The 16,576-nt window shown below is 64.4% G+C and carries 16 protein-coding genes, 1 tRNA gene and 2 pseudogenes; 12 read left to right on the plus strand and 7 right to left on the minus strand.

The features are described from left to right. Nucleotides 1-250 precede the first annotated feature (250 nt). Both AB7D48_RS09955 and AB7D48_RS09960 read left to right on the plus strand, forming a co-directional pair. Nucleotides 251-610, plus strand: coding sequence for a tlde1 domain-containing protein (locus tag AB7D48_RS09955; protein WP_427978378.1), 360 nt, complete (start codon nt 251-253; stop codon nt 608-610). Between the two features lie 65 nt (nt 611-675). Then, nucleotides 676-1,110, plus strand: coding sequence for a hypothetical protein (locus AB7D48_RS09960; protein WP_427978380.1), 435 nt, complete (start codon nt 676-678; stop codon nt 1,108-1,110). A 50-nt stretch (nt 1,111-1,160) separates the two neighbouring features. Here the strand turns inward: AB7D48_RS09960 and AB7D48_RS09965 are convergent. Further along, nucleotides 1,161-1,436: pseudogene (locus AB7D48_RS09965) on the minus strand (transposase); the annotation flags it as partial. Between the two features lie 89 nt (nt 1,437-1,525). Beyond that, nucleotides 1,526-1,599, minus strand: a tRNA-Gln gene (locus AB7D48_RS09970). 147 nt (nt 1,600-1,746) lie between these two features. Between AB7D48_RS09970 and AB7D48_RS09975 the strand changes: the two genes are divergently transcribed. The 3 genes and pseudogenes from AB7D48_RS09975 to AB7D48_RS09985 form a co-directional block, all read left to right on the plus strand. Continuing rightward, complete coding sequence (locus AB7D48_RS09975) at nt 1,747-2,805, plus strand: Ppx/GppA phosphatase family protein (protein WP_427978382.1); 1,059 nt, start codon at nt 1,747-1,749, stop codon at nt 2,803-2,805. Further along, nucleotides 2,802-3,476, plus strand: a complete 675-nt coding sequence (locus AB7D48_RS09980; RefSeq protein ID WP_427978385.1) for an RlmE family RNA methyltransferase — start codon at nt 2,802-2,804, stop codon at nt 3,474-3,476. The genes AB7D48_RS09975 and AB7D48_RS09980 overlap by 4 nt, the downstream gene beginning before the upstream one ends. Nucleotides 3,477-3,644: 168 nt before the next feature. Then, a pseudogene (locus AB7D48_RS09985) lies at nt 3,645-4,271 on the plus strand (hypothetical protein); the annotation flags it as partial. A 134-nt stretch (nt 4,272-4,405) separates the two neighbouring features. Here the strand turns inward: AB7D48_RS09985 and AB7D48_RS09990 are convergent. Next, nucleotides 4,406-4,624, minus strand: coding sequence for a hypothetical protein (locus AB7D48_RS09990; RefSeq protein ID WP_427978654.1), 219 nt, complete (start codon nt 4,622-4,624; stop codon nt 4,406-4,408). Here AB7D48_RS09990 and AB7D48_RS09995 point away from each other — a divergent pair. Both AB7D48_RS09995 and guaB read left to right on the plus strand, forming a co-directional pair. Further along, nucleotides 4,609-5,691 carry a hypothetical protein gene (locus tag AB7D48_RS09995; RefSeq protein WP_427978656.1) on the plus strand — a complete coding sequence of 361 codons (1,083 nt, stop codon included), beginning with the start codon at nt 4,609-4,611 and terminating at the stop codon, nt 5,689-5,691. The two genes, AB7D48_RS09990 and AB7D48_RS09995, sit on opposite strands and share 16 nt — an antisense overlap. A gap of 105 nt (nt 5,692-5,796) precedes the next feature. Continuing rightward, the gene (gene guaB / locus AB7D48_RS10000; protein WP_427978387.1) at nt 5,797-7,293 is read left to right on the plus strand and encodes an IMP dehydrogenase; all 1,497 of its coding nucleotides are present in this window, start codon (nt 5,797-5,799) and stop codon (nt 7,291-7,293) included. 34 nt (nt 7,294-7,327) lie between these two features. On the opposite strand, the gene AB7D48_RS10005 is transcribed toward guaB, so the two are convergent. Next, nucleotides 7,328-8,191 (minus strand): NAD(P)H-binding protein, encoded by an 864-nt coding sequence (locus tag AB7D48_RS10005; RefSeq protein WP_427978389.1) that lies wholly within the window; start codon nt 8,189-8,191, stop codon nt 7,328-7,330. A 108-nt stretch (nt 8,192-8,299) separates the two neighbouring features. On the opposite strand from AB7D48_RS10005, the gene AB7D48_RS10010 reads away from it, so the two are divergent. Genes AB7D48_RS10010 through AB7D48_RS10020 form a run of 3 tightly spaced genes read left to right on the plus strand, consistent with a single transcriptional unit; the run spans nt 8,300 to nt 10,899 of the window. After that, nucleotides 8,300-8,695, plus strand: a complete 396-nt coding sequence (locus AB7D48_RS10010) for a winged helix-turn-helix transcriptional regulator (protein WP_427978391.1) — start codon at nt 8,300-8,302, stop codon at nt 8,693-8,695. A 42-nt stretch (nt 8,696-8,737) separates the two neighbouring features. Beyond that, complete coding sequence (locus AB7D48_RS10015; RefSeq protein WP_427978393.1) at nt 8,738-9,472, plus strand: ABC transporter ATP-binding protein; 735 nt, start codon at nt 8,738-8,740, stop codon at nt 9,470-9,472. Continuing rightward, nucleotides 9,472-10,899 (plus strand): hypothetical protein, encoded by a 1,428-nt coding sequence (locus AB7D48_RS10020; protein WP_427978396.1) that lies wholly within the window; start codon nt 9,472-9,474, stop codon nt 10,897-10,899. Before AB7D48_RS10015 ends, AB7D48_RS10020 begins: the two co-directional genes overlap by 1 nt. A 47-nt stretch (nt 10,900-10,946) precedes the next feature. Here the strand turns inward: AB7D48_RS10020 and panC are convergent, their stop codons facing one another. Next, entirely contained in the window at nt 10,947-11,771 is an 825-nt protein-coding gene (panC, locus tag AB7D48_RS10025; RefSeq protein WP_427978399.1) for a pantoate--beta-alanine ligase, read from the minus strand. Between the two features lie 77 nt (nt 11,772-11,848). On the opposite strand from panC, the gene cydD reads away from it, so the two are divergent. Both cydD and cydC read left to right on the plus strand, forming a co-directional pair. Then, on the plus strand, nt 11,849-13,537 hold the full coding sequence (gene cydD / locus AB7D48_RS10030) for a thiol reductant ABC exporter subunit CydD (protein ID WP_427978402.1): 1,689 nt from the start codon (nt 11,849-11,851) through the stop codon (nt 13,535-13,537). Beyond that, entirely contained in the window at nt 13,534-15,162 is a 1,629-nt protein-coding gene (cydC, locus tag AB7D48_RS10035; protein ID WP_427978404.1) for a thiol reductant ABC exporter subunit CydC, read from the plus strand. The genes cydD and cydC overlap by 4 nt, the downstream gene beginning before the upstream one ends. 10 nt (nt 15,163-15,172) lie before the next feature. On the opposite strand, the gene AB7D48_RS10040 is transcribed toward cydC, so the two are convergent. Continuing rightward, complete coding sequence (locus AB7D48_RS10040) at nt 15,173-15,586, minus strand: hypothetical protein (RefSeq protein WP_427978407.1); 414 nt, start codon at nt 15,584-15,586, stop codon at nt 15,173-15,175. A 69-nt stretch (nt 15,587-15,655) separates the two neighbouring features. Further along, complete coding sequence (locus AB7D48_RS10045) at nt 15,656-16,528, minus strand: PrsW family glutamic-type intramembrane protease (RefSeq protein ID WP_427978409.1); 873 nt, start codon at nt 16,526-16,528, stop codon at nt 15,656-15,658. Between the last annotated feature and the right edge of the window lie 48 nt (nt 16,529-16,576).

Consider the following 16,576-nt stretch of genomic DNA (forward strand, 5'->3'; position numbering starts at 1 on the left):
TCGTTCGGGCCGAGCGTTTGAACAGGGGCGCTATGGTAATCACCGCCAAGACGGCGATGATAAGTGCCAGGACGGCTAAGCCGGGAATTTGGTAGGACGGTGGCATGCCGGAATGATACATGTCTGGGCCGCCGGGCCAAGGGCGGGAGCAGCACAAGGCAATGTTATTCAAATGTAATGTTGCCACTGTGTAGACAATCAGAGATGGCAGCCAGTACGCTGCCCGTCAAGTTAAACGAGAGGCGCCTTTATGGCCTGGACCTATAGCCAATCGACCGGCGAACTATCCGAAAATGGCCGTTTGGTAGGGAAAGGGTACTCAGGAACTCAGGGCGGGCGGAATAATCCAGCCATGCAGTCTGTCCCGAATATCGGCCCGATTCCCCAGGGCTCCTATACCATCGGCGCTCCTCACGATACCACGACGCACGGCCCTTATGTCATGCGCTTAACCCCTGTTCCCGGTTCGGTTACCTTTGGGCGTAACGGTTTCCTTATTCATGGCGATAACCGGCGCCACGATGCTTCCCAGGGCTGCATCATCATGGGGCCACAAATACGGCATAAAATCTGGGCCTCCGGGGATCATCGCCTACAGGTGACGCAATGAGACGTGTGGCTCTTTTGGGAATACTGACCGCAGCCTGTGCGTGGCCAGCCTTTGCTGCTTCACCCATGGCCCAGAAACTGCTCAGTGACATTCACCAGCAGGGGGCGCGAAGCGTTGTGGTGCAGTTGTCGGCTGGCACCGGAGATCAATGGACGGACGTACTGAACCAGATTTCCACGGGTAATAATGAGTGGCTGGAGGTTGCCGCCGCCTTGCGCCCAGGCACCGATGCGGGGACGGGCGAGGACCTGACAGGCGCTCTGGCCTATGCGCTGCTCAAGAATCCCCAGGGCGTCCTACCTCTCACGGGCGGAGATATTCCTTTGGACGCGGTTTGCGGTGTTCCGCTCATTGAACCGACAGATGCCCAAGTGGCTAAGTGGAAGGCAGAGGCTCTAGCAGCCCTGTCTCGCGTGAAGACCGCGAGCCTTGCCAGTAAGGTGGCGGCCTGCCGGGCTGATTTTATGGCGGTGCCGGTTCATGAAACTAACGGGTCCTGACGGCAGCTGCTCCTGCTAGTCTAAGAGCCTGACTCTGAATGGTAGTATAACTACCTCTGCGGCGCGATTTTTCTTGTAAGCAGTCGGATGTGGGCGAGCAGTACCCAAGCGGTTGCACTGGCGATTGTTGCCTCGACATCCTTGGCGAGACGTCGGCATCGGCCGAGCCAGGCAAAGGTTCTCTCGACAACCCATCGACGAGGCAGGAGTTCGAAACCTTCCGCATTGTCGGAGCGCTTTACGATTTGGATCGTCCATTTCCCTATTTTTTCGAGGCGTCCTTGCAGTTTAGGCCCGGCGTAGCCTCCCTCGGCGAAGACGGGCCGCTGTAGACGTGTTCCCACATATGTTCTGGGCCTTATTCTTCAACTTCCTGCTCTGCTAACTCGTTGATTTAATTCATGCGCATAAGCGGTGGCTGGGGGACCTGGATTCGAACCAAGGCTGCCCGGGTCAGAGCCGGGAGTTCTACCGCTAAACTATCCCCCAAGCGGTGTCGGTGGCGGGCCTCTAGCACCGCTGGGCGGGAGGAGCAAGCGCCCGCTGTCATCGAGCGATCATAAAATATTTGGTTCTGGGCGGTCCGCGCGGCGTTTGCGGCTTGCCCAGCGGGGCTAATCCGCGAATATATAAGAGATGGCCAGTCAGTTCTCCCTCGCGCAGACGACGCGGCCGGTGTGGCACCGGCGAGGGCGCCGCCGCGCCGTGTTTGGGGGGATTGATCTCGGCACCAATAATTGCCGCATGCTGGTTGGCACGCCGACGGGGCATGGGTTTCATATATTGGATAGTTTTTCGCGAGTCGTCAGGCTGGGGGAAGGGCTGTACGAAACCGGGCGGCTTTCCGCCATGGCCATGGACAGGGCGATCGCCTCGCTCTCGATCTGCGCGGAGCGCGTTCAGCGCTGGGCGGGGGATGAATGTAGCGGCCCGATCAAACTGCGCGCCATTGCCACCGAAGCGTGCCGCCAGGCGGAGAACGGCATGGAGTTCATCCGTCATGCGCGCGATGTCACCGGCCTGCCGCTGGAAATCATCAATCCGCGCGAGGAGGCCGAACTGGCGGTGGAAAGCTGTGCCCCGCTGCTGCGCAAGGCCGGGCGGCGCGCGCTTTTGTTCGATATTGGCGGCGGTTCAACCGAGATCGCCTGGGTGCGGCTCGATGGCGGCGCGCAACCGGAGCTGATCGGCTATCTCTCCTTGCCGGTGGGCGTGGTCACATTGTCGGAGCGCTGCGCGGGGGCTTGTTACCAGCCGGAGGGGTTTGCCCGCCTGACGGACGATATTGTCACGATGCTGCGCCCCTTCGAGGCGGTGCATCGCTTCGGCGAGGAAATTAGGCGAGGCGGGGTGGTGATGGTTGGCACCTCGGGCACGGTGACCACGCTGGCCGGCGTTTCGCTGAAGCTGGAGCGTTACCGGCGCGGGCTGGTGGATGGTGTTTCGCTCACCCGCCAAGCGGTGGACGAGGCGCTGGCCGAGGCGCGCGCGCTGGGACGGGAAGGGCTGTCCCGCCACCCTTGCATCGGTCAGGAGCGGGTCGAGTTCGTGCTCCCAGGCTGTGCCATTTTCGCCGCCATTCATGAATTATGGCAGGCACCGCGGCTGGTGGTGGCCGATAGGGGGTTGCGCGAGGGCATGCTGATGCGGCTGATGCGCGGTATGCCGAATCAAAAAAACCGTCCGCACATATGACCGAGACCTCCAAATTGCCTCCCCGCCGGGAGGCCGTGCGGCTGAAAAACGCCCGCAAGCTTTCCACATCTTCGCAACGCTGGCTGCAAAGACAGCTCAACGACCCCTACGTGGCCGCGGCCAAGGCCCAGGGCTGGCGCTCGCGCGCGGCCTTCAAGCTGATCGAGCTGGACGACAAATATAAGCTGATCGGCAAGGGGGCGCGGGTGCTGGATCTGGGGGCCGCTCCCGGCGGTTGGAGCCAAGTGGCGCTGGCGCGCGGGGCGGCGAAGGTCGTTGGTGTCGATCTGCTGGAAATCCCGCCCGTGCCCGGGGCGGATTTCATTCAGGGCGATTTTTTGGAAGAGGGGATCGAGGCCCGGTTGACCGAATTGCTGGGCGGCAAGGCGGATCTGGTGATGTCGGACATGGCGCCCAACACGTCGGGCCATGTCGCCACGGACCATCTGCGCATCATGGCCCTGGCCGAGACGGCGCTGGCCTTTGCCTGTGAGATACTGGCACCTGGCGGCGGGTTCGTGGCCAAGCTGTTTCAGGGCGGGGCGGAGAAGGAGATGCTCAACATGCTCAAGCTGCGCTTCAAGAGCGTGAAACATGCCAAGCCGCCGGCCAGCCGCAAGGAGTCCAAGGAGATGTATGTGGTGGCCACCGGCTTTCGCCCGGCGGAGTGACAAAGTGTTGCAATACAGTTATGGCCTGACGTAAAGCGTTGTCATGGGCTGCTTTTTGGAAAGCCACGCGATCTGTCCGCGGCCCGGCTTTCCGTGATGGAGCCGGTTTTGGCATGGTTGCCCGTGCCCCGCGACAGGGGTACGAAACGAGGAGGTTAATTGTATTTTATGGATCATTTGGAGGCCGAGCCGTTTTTGAAACTCAAGGATCGCCGCCACCAGGGATTGTTTTCCCCCGTGGCGCTCCCGGATGGCGATGAGCTTCAGGATCTGATCGCGAAGGCCAAGGTTGTTTCCTTCGATGTGTTCGACACCTTGCTGGTGCGCAAGGTGCTGAACGCCACGGATGTCTTCGCGCTGGCCGAGCGCCGCTCGGGTGTTGCCGGTTTTCATGAGGCGCGGATCAAGGCCGAGGCGGACGCGCGGGAAAAGCTGCTTGAAAAAACCGGTTCGCCGGAAGTGACGTTGGCGGAAATTTACGAGGCATTGCGCCTGCCGGCCGATGGCGCGCGCGGCTGGACGGCCCATCGGCTGATGGAGCTGGAATTGGAGCTGGAGCGCGCCGTGCTGACCCGTTCCCCGGGAATCGAGGCGATTTACGAAATGGCCGTCAGGGCCGGAAAGCCGGTCGTCGCGGTGTCGGACATGTATTTGCCGCCTGATTTCATTCAGGATCTGTTGACCGCCAACGGGTTGCCGGTGGCGCATATGTTCGTCTCCTGCGCCTATCGAAAATCCAAGCATGAAGGCTCGCTTTATGGCGAGGTCTGCGCCACGCTCAAGCTGCGGCCCGAGGAGGTTTTGCATTTCGGCGATAATTTCAAGGCCGATTGCGCCGCGGCGCTGGAGGCGGGCGTCGCCGGTTATCATCTGCCCGCCTTGCGCGAGCAATTATGGCGCGACACGCGTTACAATCAGGTGGCGGTGCATCAGATTGGGGTGGCGGCCACGCGTGGCAATGGCGCAGAGCGCAATCTGCTGGCCTCGGTGCTGGTGGCGCATCTGTCCATGTTCAGGGCCGTCAGCCCAGCCGCCAGCGTGGCGTCGCAATATGGCGCCATGTATGCCGGGCCGCTGGTGGTGGGTTTTGCGTACTGGCTGAGCGTGATGGCGGAGGCCGACAAGGTGAAGCATGTACGTCTCGCCACGCGGGACGGTTATATCACCGCAGAGTGTCTGGCGGCGCCTTGGTCTGCCGGGCCAGGCCTCCATCTTCCATACTTCGCGCCGTCTGACGATGATGCCGGCATTGGTGACGGGTTTCGAGAAGGAGCTTCCCTCCTTGTTGACGACCAGCACCTCGGTGACGCTGGAAAATTGTATCCACCGGCTGGGTTTGGCCGACGACACCGAATTGCTCAAAATGCTGGGCAAGATCACGCCGCTGGACCTGCCGATCAACGGACCGCGCCGGGTGGAAGCGGCGTTGCGGGCATTGCGGGACTGCCAGTCCATCATTCAACGAATCGCCGAAGGGGAGCTGGCGGGCTATCGATCCTATCTGTCCAAGGAAGGGTTCGATCCGGAAACCGATGCCGTGGCCGATTGCGGCTGGGCGCTGTCGTCCCAGCGGCGCATGGAGCAGTTCGCCGGAGAGACGTTCCGTGGTTATTATATCGGCACGCTCGCGCATGCCCATATGCATGACGGCATCAAATCCTTCCTGTTCCACAAGGGCACGGATAAGGGCTGGGTGAGCATAGCCGAGCGGGGGGTGGAACTGCTGGAACTGCCTTTTGCCTCGCTTGAGGCGCAGATTTGCCGTTTCGATATGAACGCGGATGGCTCGGTGGTGGCGGTGCCCATCGAGCACGAGCCGCAATACGAGATGGTGCGTGAAGTTTTCGTGAAACGCATGCACCGCCAGACCGAGGCGTTCGCGGATTTTATCAAGCCGTTCCTGACGGATATTACCCTTGAGGAGTTCCGGGAGACGCTTTTCCTGTTGTTCGACGCGCTGGTGAACCACCCGACATCGTTTGAGTATCACGATCTGGCCGGGCTGCCGCATAACCGGGAATATGGAAAATCGGATTTCGCCACCATCGGCACATTCTGGCGCGTGCCGGCGGATGGCGGTGCCTATGTCGCCCCGGCTGGGGTCACGCGCTGGCGCGATTATATGCGCATAGGCTGGATTTCCCTGCGGCAGGCGGGGGTGCGCGTGACCTGGGCGCGGGTGCGGCGCGTGCTGCGGCGGCGGTTTTTGCAGTAGGCCCGTCTGGGCACCCGTGTTCTCAGCGCATGGCCCGCCTGACTTGCGCGGGGGGGGCTTGGCGGTTATTGGGAACCGCCAAGGTCTTAATTGGTAGGCATGGCCATGGCATTGGATATTTCGGACAATTTGAACTTCATGGGGCGGATCGCCGAGGCGCTGGCCTTCGACGATGTGTTGATGGTGCCGGGCTATTCCCAGGTCCTGCCGGCCATGGTGAAGACCAACACCCGGCTGACCCGGCGGATCTCCCTGAATATTCCGCTGATTTCAGCGGCCATGGATACGGTCACCGAGGCTCAGATGGCCATCGCCATGGCGCAGCAGGGCGGTATCGGCGTGATCCATAAGAATTTCACGATCGAGGAGCAGGCCGCCCAGGTCCGCCGCGTGAAGAAGTTCGAGAGCGGCATGGTGGTGAATCCGCTGACCATCTTCCCCGACCAGACTTTGGCCGATGCCCAGGCGCTGATGGCTCAGCATCATATTTCCGGCTTTCCCGTGGTGGAGCGCGACGGTAAGCTGGTCGGGATTCTCACCCATCGGGACATGCGCTTCGCCACCGATCCGAGCACCAAGGTTTATGAGTTGATGACCCGGGAGAATCTCGCCGTGGTCACGGCGGGGGTGTCGCCCGAGGAGGCACGGGCCTTGCTGCATAAGCGCAGGCTGGAAAAGCTGCTGGTGGTGGACGAGTCGTTCCATTGCGTCGGGCTGATGACCGTGAAGGATATGGACAAGGCCGAGGCTTATCCGCTCGCCAATAAGGACGAGTTGGGGCGGCTGCGCGTCGCGGCGGCCACCGGTGTGGGCAAGGATGGCGCCGAGCGCGCGGAGGCGCTGATCGCGGCCGGGGTGGATGTGGTGGTGGTGGACACCGCCCATGGCCATTCCGATGGCGTGCTGAAGGCGGTGGCGAAGATCAAGCAGGCCTCGAACGATGTGCAGATCATCGCCGGCAACGTGGCAACCCCCGAGGGCGCGCAGGCGCTGATCGATAGCGGTGCGGATGCGATCAAGATCGGCATCGGGCCGGGCTCCATCTGCACCACGCGCGTGGTGGCCGGTGTCGGCGTGCCGCAATTCACCGCGGTGATGGAAACCGCCGCCGCCTGCCGCAAGGCCGGTGTGCCGGCGATCGCCGATGGCGGGATCCGTGCCTCGGGCGACATGGTGAAGGCTCTGGCGGCCGGGGCGGATGCGGTGATGGTCGGCTCCATGCTGGCCGGCACCGACGAAGCGCCCGGCGAGGTGTTCCTGTATCAGGGCCGCTCTTATAAATCCTATCGCGGCATGGGCTCATTGGGGGCCATGGCGCGCGGCTCGGCGGACCGCTATTTCCAGCAGGAGATCAAGGATACGCTGAAGCTGGTGCCGGAAGGCATCGAGGGCAGGGTGGGCTATAAAGGGCCGATGGCCGCCGTGGTGCACCAGCTTGTGGGCGGCTTGCGCGCGGGCATGGGCTATACGGGCAGCGCCGACATCGAAGCCCTGCAAACCCAGACCAAGTTCCGCCGCATCACTGGAGCGGGGTTGCGCGAAAGCCATGTGCACGATGTGGCGATTACCCGCGAGGCGCCCAATTACCGCCAGGAAGGCTGACAGGAAGGCTGAAATCCGGCGCCCCCAGGGGATCTTACCCGAGAGCCGAAGCTAGGGTTTCCCGCCATGGCGTGGGGGCCCGGCCCAGTAATTTGCCAAGGGCGCCATGATCGTCGAACAGCGCGCCCTGGCTGGCCGCCGCATCGCTGTCGGCCAGCAAATTTGCCAGCCCGGCGGGCAGGCCAGCTTGTTTCAGCACGGTTTCGTAAGCCGCCGGGTCGAGATTTTCATATGCGACCCCGGTGCCGCTCAGGCGTGAGATTTCCGCCGCGAACTCTTTTAAAGTAAAGCTTGTATCTCCCGCCAATTCGTAAATTTGCGCGGGCATGGCGGCAAGCATGGTCATGGCCGCGGCCTCGGCGTAATCGGCCCTGGCGGCGGCGGCGATGCGGCCATCGCCCGCCGCGCCGAGCAGCACGCCATGCTGCACGGCCGTTTTCGCGCCAGCCGCGTAATTTTCCGTGTACCAGCCATTGCGTAGCAGCACAAAGGCCATGCCGGAGGTGGTGATCAGCGCTTCGGTCTGGCGATGTTCCTCCGCGAGGCCAAGGCTGGATGCATCGGCGTGTAGAACGCTGGTGTAATGCAGCCTCTGCACCCCCGCCTTCATGGCGGCCACGACCACGTTGCGGTGCTGTTCGACGCGCTGGCCCAGCGCGTTGGAGGAGATGAGCAGCAACCGCTCAATTCCGGCGAAGGCGGCATCCAGAGAGGCGGGGTTTGTGTAATCGGCGATATGCGCCGTGATCCCCTGGGCGGTGAAGCGTTCGGCATCCTGGGGCTTGCGCACGCTCACCGCGATTTCAGCGGCGGGGAGGCGCGCCAGCAACGCCTGGACAGTAAGCTGCCCGAGTTGTCCGGCGGCGCCGGTCACCAGCAGGCGTGGAGTTGGCGACATACTAAATTCCTTTCATTGGTCTCGTTCGATAACCAAATGTAAGCTGGCGTTTGTTTAGCGTGCTTGAAAGAAGGCATGTTTCAGTGCCGAGGTAAGGAGAAAGTAACCATGGATGCCGAGGGCCGCCGTTTCAGCCAGTGGGCCGCCGCCGGGTTCAACGCGCAACGTTGCCCTGCCCGCAATCTGCTCGACCGGACGGGCGATAAATGGTCGGCATTGCTCTTGATGGCCCTGGCCGAGGGGCCTTGCCGGTTTAGCGTGCTGCTGCGGCTGGTGCCCGATATTTCCCGGCGGATGCTGACCCAGACATTGCGCGAGCTGGAACGCGACGGGCTGGTGACGCGGACGGTGTTTCCCACCAAGCCGCCCAGCGTCGAATATGCGTTGTCGCCTCTTGGGCTGTCCGTGCTGGTGCCGTTGGGAGCGCTTCTGGACTGGGCCGGCCTGCATTTCAGTGAGATCGAGGCGGCGCGGGCGCGCTACGACGGCGCGGCGAAGGACTGATCCCCCCTGGCGGCGGCCTGTCTGGCTGGATAGGCTGACGCCATGGAATCCGAATTGGCGCTGAACGCGCGGGGGTTGGTCAAATCATTCGGCCGCAAGGTGGTGGACGGGCTCGATCTGTCCATCCGGCCCGGCGAGTTTTATGCGCTGCTGGGCCCCAACGGCGCGGGCAAGACCACGAGCCTGCGGATGATCGCCGGATTGACGCCGCCGGATGCGGGGCGGATCGAGGTATTCGGCCGGGATGTGACGCGCGACCCGCTGGGGGCGAAATCCATCATGGCCTGGCTGCCGGACGAGCCGTTGCTTTATGACAAGCTGAGCCCGCTCGAATATCTGGAATTCATCGCCGGTCTTTGGCGGGTGCCGCCCGCCCTGGCGCGGGGGCGCGCGGAGGAGTTGCTGGATCTTCTGGGGCTTTGGCCGCACCGGGCGGAGCGCTGCGAGGGCTTCTCCCGCGGGATGAAGCAGAAGACCGTGCTGGCGGGCGCGCTGATTCACGATCCGAAATTCCTGCTGTTGGACGAGCCCTTCACCGGGCTGGACGCGGCCTCCGCCAGGCTGGTGAAAACACTGCTCACCAAGCATGTCGGCAATGGCGCGGCCATTATTCTCACCACCCATATTCTGGAGGTGGCGGAGCGCCTGGCCAGCCGCATCGGCATTCTTTCCGGCGGCAGGCTGGTGGCCGAGGGCCGGCTTGAGGATCTGCGGGCGCATACAGGCTTTGAGACCGGCACGCTGGAGGATGTGTTTCTTCAGCTCACGGCGCTCTGATGTTCGCCGCTCCGGGGTTTTTCTGGCTGCTGCGCCATGAGCTGCGCGTGCTTTGGCGCGGTTCCATCCTGGTGCGCACGCACCGTTATGTATTGCTGCCCGCGCTCATCGTGGGCGGTGTGTTCCAGGGCATCGGGCTGCTGGTGGCAAGGCTGATCGCGCGGCATCCGGTGGCGGAAAACATCATGCTGCTGGCGGCCAACATCAATCTCGCCTTTTTGTTCGTGCTGATGTTTTCGCGGGCGATGATGGCGAGCACGGATGTGATCTATGCGCGCGGAGACGCGGATTTTCTGTTGGCCTCGCCGATTCCGCCCAACCGCGTGCTGGCGGTGCGCATGTTGGGGGTGGCGGCCAGCATCGGAGCCCCCTGGTTGCTGCTGGCGGGTGTGCTGGCGAATGGGCTGGCCCTTCAGGGGCAGGTTTGGGCGCTCGCGGTTTATCCCATGCTGGCGGGGGAGGCGTTGATCGTCGCGGCGCTGGCTTTCGCGCTGGTGGTCGCGCTGGTGGGGCGAATCGGCCCGATGGCGGCGCGCCGGGCCGGGCATTCCCTGGCCCTGTCCACAGCGGTTGGCATTTTCATTCTGGGGCAGGCGCCGCGTTTCGTGCCGAGGCCAGAGCTAGCCGCGTTCTGGGCGGGGGTGCTGCCGGGGCCCGGCGGCGGCGGCCTGGCCTATTTTTTCGCGCGCGGGTTGCTGGGGCAGCCAGGCGCCTTGCTGGGAGGGCTGGCCTGCGCGGCGCTGGTGTTTCTGCTGGTTTGGGTGTTTTTGGCGGGGCCGTTCGCGCGCGGCGCCATCAGCGCGGCCAGCTACCGGCCAGGCGGGCGGGCCATGGCGCAGCAGGCGCGCTTCCAGGGCGGAGCTTTTTCCGTGCTCCTCGCCAGGAACAGGCGCTTGCTGGCGCGGTTTCCTGGTTTGGCGACACAGATCGTCTATCGGTCCCTGACATTGGTGCCGGTGGCGGCGATCCTGCTTGGCAAGGTGGCGCTGGGTTTGGCCGTCACGGTGCCGTTGCTGGTCTTTTTGGCCGGACAGCTCGGCTTGTTCTTCATCTCCGTGCTGGCGGCGATGGATGATATGCCCCAGCTCACGCAAGCCGCGCCGGTGGCCCCGGCGCTGGTGCCGCGCGCGGCGTTCGCGGCTTCGGCCCAGGCATCCTTGCTGGTGGTTATCCTGCCGGTGCTGGCGGTGCTGGCGCGGGCGCCAGCATTGGGCGCCGTGCTGCTGCCATGTCTGGCGGGAGTTTTGGCCTGTAATCTGGTGCTGGGCCGGCGCTGTCCGATTCCGCTCAGCCGGGCCGCCTTTGGCAAAAGCCAGACGGGGACGTTGCTGGGGCTGGTGCTGGGTGTGTCGGTCAGCTCGGTCTGGGCGCTGCTGTCATGGTTACTCGCGGCGCCGAATCCGCTGCTGGTGGCGGGGCTTCAGTAAGCCGTGGGGGCTGTTTCCCGGGGCGGCAAACCCGCCTTCTGGCCCTTTTATCCGACGGCGAGATTATCCAGCAGCCGGACAGGCCCCAGCCGGGCGGCGGCGATCAGCCGGGAGGGGGGAGAGGGCGCGTCGAGCGGTTCCAGATTTTCGGCATGAACCAGGGCCAGATAATCCGGCACCATGCCATGGCCGATCAAGGCCGCGCGGGCGGCGGCGAGACAGGCCTCCACGGCGTCTCCTGTCTCGATTCGGCGCACGGTCTCGCGCATCACGGCGAAAAGATTTGGCGCGGCGGCACGTTCTTGTGAAGAAAGGTAACGGTTGCGGGAGGATTTCGCCAGCCCGTCGGCCTCGCGCACCGTCGGCACCGGCACGATCCGCACGGGCAGCAGGAGGTCCGCCACCATGCGCCGCACCACCTGCACCTGTTGCCAGTCTTTTTCGCCAAAAAAAGCGCAAGCGGGGCGCATCTGGCCAAGGAGCTTGGCGACCACCGTGGCGACACCGTCGAAATGGCCGGGGCGGATGGTGCCCTCCCAAAGACGGGACGGACCGGCGACCCGCACGGAGGTGGCCGCTTGGTCTGGGTACATCGTTTCCGCCGAGGGCAGCCAGACCAGCGCGCAGCCGGCCTGTTCGAGCTTGGCGAGGTCGCCGGCCTCGTCGCGCGGGTAGCGGGAAAAATCCTCGTTTGGACCAAACTGGGTGGGATTGACGAAAATACTGGCGGTGGGGGTCAGGCCGGCCTGTTTCGCGGCGGCGATGAGGGCAAGATGGCCTTCATGCAAGGCGCCCATCGTGGGGGTGAAACCGGTCTGGTCCAGCCGGGTGCGGGCGGTTTCAAGCTCTGCGAGTGTTCTGGCGATGATCATTTGGCAGCGGCTTTTCACGATTTGCGCGCATCGTCCAGCCCTGGGCAAGGCGGAACGAGCCGGTTAGAAAAGCGGCCATGAGCAAAAGAGCCACGAAACCCTGGATCAAATCGGAGCAAAAGCACGGGGTCAGGGCCGCGAGAACCTCTTTTCTTTTTGGCGCGGCCGGGATTGTTTGCGGCATCGTCCAGGCGGGCGCGGCGGCGCGGCTGCTGGCGGTGCTGCTGCATGTGCAACGTGGCGGGCTGTCTGTCTGGGGCAGCGCGCTCATGTTCATCCTGGCCGTGCTGGCCCGCGCCGGGCTGCAATTGCGCAATGAGCGTGGAAATTTCGAGCTTGGCGCGGCTGCGCGGCGGCGGCTGCGCGGCCAGGTGCTCAGCGCGCTGCTGGCTCTGGGCCCGGCGGGGCTGCGCGGCCGTCACTCCGCCGAGTTGGCCGCCACGGCGGTTGACAGGGTGGAGGCGATGGAAGGGTTTCACGCCCGTTGGGTGCCCGCCACCGGCATGGCGATCATCGGCCCGGTGCTGATCGGAACGGTGGCGCTGCTGACGGACTGGCGCAGCGGGTTGATCCTGGGGATCGCCGGGCTGTTCGTGCCTTTCGCCATGGCGGTGTCGGGCATTGGCGCGGGCATTGCCGCCAAGAAACAATTCGTGGCGATGACCCGCCTGCAGGTGCGGTTCCTGGATCGCATCCGGGGGATTTCCACCATCGTTCTGGCGGGGCGAACCGAGGATGAGGCGCGGGCCCTGGGGCGTGCCGCCACGGATCTGCGCGAGCGCACCATGCGGGTGTTGCGTGTGGCGTTTCTGTCTTCCACGGGGTTGGATCTGGCGGCGGCGGTGGCGCTGGTGCTCATCGTCATCCGTTTCACGCCGGTGCTGCATGGCGCGCACGAGCTGGCTCCCACCGCCTTGTTCCTGATTTTGCTGGTGCCGGAATTTTTCGCGCCGTTGCGGGCATTCGCCGCCGTTTATGGCGACCGCATGGCGGTGGAGGCGGTGGCGGATGAATTCCAGGCCCTGCCGGCGGCGCCGGCGCCGGTGCCGCCGGCGGATATACGCTCCGTCGCCGCGCATGGGGTGACGCTGGCTTTCGAGCATGTGACCTTTGGCTGGGATGAGACACGCCCGGTGCTGGAGAATCTGTCCTTCAAGGTCGGGCGCGGTGAGATGCTGCTGCTGACAGGTGCCTCGGGCACGGGCAAATCCACCATCATCGACCTTATTCTCGGGTTTCTGGCGCCGCAGGATGGGCGGATCACCATCAATGGCGCGGAGATGGATATTCTGGTGCCCGCCGCGCGGGTCCGCATGATCGGCTGGATCGGCCAGAAGCCGGTGATTTTCGCGGGCACGATCGAGGAAAATATCCGTTTCGCCAACCCCGCCGCGAGCGAGGAAGAGCTGAAGGCGGCCATCCGCAACGCGCATCTGGAGGAGCTGATCGCCAGCCTGCCGCAAGGCATCAAGACGCCATTGGGCGAAGGTGGGTTTGGCGTTTCCGGCGGGCAGGCGCAACGCATCGCCATCGCGCGCGCCTTTCTGAAGGATGCGCCGCTGCTGCTGCTGGATGAGCCGACCTCGCATCTCGACCCGGCCGTGGAGCGCGATATTCTGGAGAGCCTGAAACATCTCGCCGCCGGGCGCACCGTGGTGCTGGCCACCCATTCCACCCAGGCGATGGATTTCGCCAAAACCATCGGCGCCCGGCGGATCGATCTCGACGCATTACGTTACGCCAGCTGGCGGGGAGTGAACGCATGAGCCCGGTTACGCGAATCGTTTCACTCTGGGCGCGTCATCCTGGCTGGCTGCTGCTGGCGGTGCTGCTCTCGCTCGGGGCGTTGGTGGCCGGTGTGGCGCTGATGGGGCTCTCGGGTCATTATCTGGCCGTGGCCGTGGCGGGTGCCGTGCTGTTCGTGCCGGCCTTGCTGCCATGGACCGGCGTGACCCGCGTGGTGCTGCGCTATGGTGAGCGCGTGGTCGGCCATGAGGCGATTTTCCGCGCCCTGGCGGATCTGCGAGTCTGGATGTTCAGCGGTCTGGCGCGCAGTGCCGCGGGTGGGCTGGGTGTGCGCCGCAGCGGCGATGCGCTGTCCAGGCTGGTGAACGACGTGGACACGCTGGACGGTCTGTTCCTGCGGGTTTTCGTGCCGCTTCTGGGGGCTGTTGTGCTGGTGCCGATATTGGCCTGGACGCTGATGCGCGAGCATGGGCTCGCCCTCCTGGTGCTGCTGCCTTTCTGCTTCGTGGCGTTCTGGCTGCCCTGGCGCGCCGCGCGCGCGGCGGAGGCGAACGCGGGCAAGGCCGGGCTGGCCATGGCGGCCTTGCGCACCGCGGCGCTGGATGCGTTGCATGGGCTGCGGGAGGTAAAGATTTTCTCCGCGGAGGGACGCGTGCTGGCCGAAGTGCAGGCGCGCGAGGCGCAGCTTCTGGCGGCTCAGCGTGAGCTGGCGGGCGAGGGGGCGAAACTGAACGCCATTGCCTTCATCGCCGCCCAGGGAGGGATTTTGCTGGCCATCCTGCTGGGGTTTTTTGGCCTTCCCATTGCCGCCGTGGCCGCCGTGCTGGTGTTGACCGCCACGTTCGAGACCGTGCTGGGGCTGCCGCGCGCCGGGTTGCTCTATGGCCAGGCCAGAAAAGCCGCGGCGCGGGTGGTGCAGGCCGCGGAGGCTGGGCCGCCCGTGCCTGACCCCGCCGCCCCGGCACCGATGCCCAGCCGCAACGCCATTGCCTTCGAGCATGTCAGTTTCCGTTATGCGCCCAACCGGCCCTTCGTGTTCGAGAATCTGTCCCTGCAATTGCCGGAAGGCTCCCGCACCGCGATTCTGGGGCCGTCGGGAGCGGGCAAATCCACCATCGCGGCGCTGATCCTGAAGCTGATCAAGCCGGTGAGCGGGCAGATCCGTTTCGGCGGGACGGACATCGCGCAACTGCCCGCCGAGGCGCTGCGCCAGCGGATCGCGTATCTGGGACAGACCACGCATCTCTTCGCGGACAGCATTCGCAATAATCTGCTGCTCGGCGACCCGGCGGCGGAAGAAGCCAGGCTCTGGGAGGTGCTGGAGGCGGCCCAGGTGGCGGATGTGATTCGCGCTCTGCCAGAGGGGCTGGATAGCTGGTTGGGCGAGGGCGGGGCCACGTTGTCCGGTGGGCAGGGGCGCCGGCTCGCCCTGGCGCGCACGCTGTTGATGGATGCCCCGATCATCCTGCTGGACGAGCCGTGCGCGGGGCTGGATTCAGCCACGGAGCAGGAGTTTTTCCGTGTCTTCAACACCGCCACGGAAGGGCGCACGGTGCTGTTGATCCTGCATCGCCTGACCGGGGTGGAGTATCTGGACCGCATCTGGCGCTTTACCGGTGGAACGCTGGTGGCCGCGGCGGGATAGTCCAGCCGGATCAGGGGCTGTGCGTTTCCCGCTCCATCGCCGCGATGAGACGGGTGCATGAATCGCGGCGCGCCTGTTCCGCCGTGGCGGGGCTGGATTGCGCGGCCATGGCATAGAAGGCATCGACGGTCTTGATGCTCTGACCATAAGCGAAATCCTCGCCGAATGTGGGGTCGGCGGCGAAATGCCTGCGCGCATCGGCGCAATAGCGCTCAAGCAGCCCGGGCGGAAACGCGATGGCGGGCGGCATCTGGCAATAGCGCTTCGCGATTCCGACATTCATGCCCGCGAGCCGCGCGCCGGATCTGGCGGCATTGGCGGCGGTGCTGGATGGCTGTTGCGGGCTCTGGGCCCATGACGGGGGTGTCAGGCAGATGGCCAGCAGGCAGGCGGCTGGCCCGAGGAGAAAAGGTCCGGCTTTCAATGCGGGGTCCCGTTTCGGTGAGAAGGGCGATTCTCTCTTTACGCCGGCCGGCGACATCCCCCACGGATTTTATGTGTACCCCTTGGCCCGCGCCAGGGCGACGAGCCCCAGATCCAGCGTGAAGAGAAGCGGCAAGGCCGCGCAGGGGGCCAAGGCACGCAGGTCCGCATGCTCGGCCGCCATGACCAGGGCGGTGAGGGTCAAGACCAGCGAAATGCCGGCGAACTGGAAGGCCCGCCGCCCCGCCGGATCCACGGGCCGCCGTGGCGCGGGGGGATCCGCCAGCCGGTTCACGGCATGATTGGTGAGAATGAGCGCGAAGCCGCCCTCCAGCAGCATGGCGGCGGGCAGCGCGGCGAGAGGCCAGAGGAGGGAGGGCTCCAAGCCGTGCAAAATCAGCAGGAATGTGAAGAGGAAATGAAAGGCCGTCGGCACGAGCAATGCCAGCAGCAGCATGGTCTCGTCGGTCTTGCCGGGAACGCGCCAGGCGAAGGTCATGAAACTGCCCATGGTGAAACCGAAAATAGCATCCATCGGCAAGGCGGCGAGCGCGCGCAGCATCCAATCGCCGCCTTGGCTGGCGAACTGGCTTTCCAGAACACCAAAGCCAAGCGATGTGCCGACCGCCAGCAGCACGGCGATGCCGGGGCCGGTTGCGTTCAATTCCCGTTTGCCAAAGCGCAGAACAGCCAGGAATTTGATGAATTCCTCTGGAATGGCCGCCATCAGCAAGGCATGCCCGGCGGCATGGGCGGCGGGGGAGAGGCCAGATTGCGGCACAAGCGATTCCGTGAACTCGACCAGAAGCGCCACGATGGCAAAGCGCCCGCCAGCCTTGAACAGGCGTTTGCGCGTTGTGGCGTCAAGGCGGAGATTGACCTTGATGACGGCGATTTCCCACAGGAAGAAAGCCGCCAGAAGCGCGATCAGGAAAGTAAGCATGCGGCCTCTTATGTCTGTTCAGGCTGATTTGTTCATCATAGGCCATGC

The sequence above is a fragment of the Acidocella sp. genome, from assembly GCF_050253495.1.
Lineage (GTDB): Bacteria > Pseudomonadota > Alphaproteobacteria > Acetobacterales > Acetobacteraceae > Acidocella.

Coding starts and splice junctions, on each gene's coding strand:
- AB7D48_RS09975 (WP_427978382.1), top strand. CDS start 1,747: ATGGCCAGTCAGTTCTCCCTCGCGCAGACGACGCGGCCGGTGTGGCAC.
- AB7D48_RS10045 (WP_427978409.1), bottom strand. CDS start 16,528: ATGCTTACTTTCCTGATCGCGCTTCTGGCGGCTTTCTTCCTGTGGGAA.
- AB7D48_RS09980 (WP_427978385.1), top strand. CDS start 2,802: ATGACCGAGACCTCCAAATTGCCTCCCCGCCGGGAGGCCGTGCGGCTG.
- panC (WP_427978399.1), bottom strand. CDS start 11,771: ATGATCATCGCCAGAACACTCGCAGAGCTTGAAACCGCCCGCACCCGG.
- AB7D48_RS10005 (WP_427978389.1), bottom strand. CDS start 8,191: ATGTCGCCAACTCCACGCCTGCTGGTGACCGGCGCCGCCGGACAACTC.
- AB7D48_RS09960 (WP_427978380.1), top strand. CDS start 676: ATGGCCCAGAAACTGCTCAGTGACATTCACCAGCAGGGGGCGCGAAGC.
- AB7D48_RS09995 (WP_427978656.1), top strand. CDS start 4,609: ATGTACGTCTCGCCACGCGGGACGGTTATATCACCGCAGAGTGTCTGG.
- AB7D48_RS10015 (WP_427978393.1), top strand. CDS start 8,738: ATGGAATCCGAATTGGCGCTGAACGCGCGGGGGTTGGTCAAATCATTC.
- AB7D48_RS09955 (WP_427978378.1), top strand. CDS start 251: ATGGCCTGGACCTATAGCCAATCGACCGGCGAACTATCCGAAAATGGC.
- guaB (WP_427978387.1), top strand. CDS start 5,797: ATGGCATTGGATATTTCGGACAATTTGAACTTCATGGGGCGGATCGCC.
- cydC (WP_427978404.1), top strand. CDS start 13,534: ATGAGCCCGGTTACGCGAATCGTTTCACTCTGGGCGCGTCATCCTGGC.
- AB7D48_RS10010 (WP_427978391.1), top strand. CDS start 8,300: ATGGATGCCGAGGGCCGCCGTTTCAGCCAGTGGGCCGCCGCCGGGTTC.
- AB7D48_RS10020 (WP_427978396.1), top strand. CDS start 9,472: ATGTTCGCCGCTCCGGGGTTTTTCTGGCTGCTGCGCCATGAGCTGCGC.
- cydD (WP_427978402.1), top strand. CDS start 11,849: ATGAGCAAAAGAGCCACGAAACCCTGGATCAAATCGGAGCAAAAGCAC.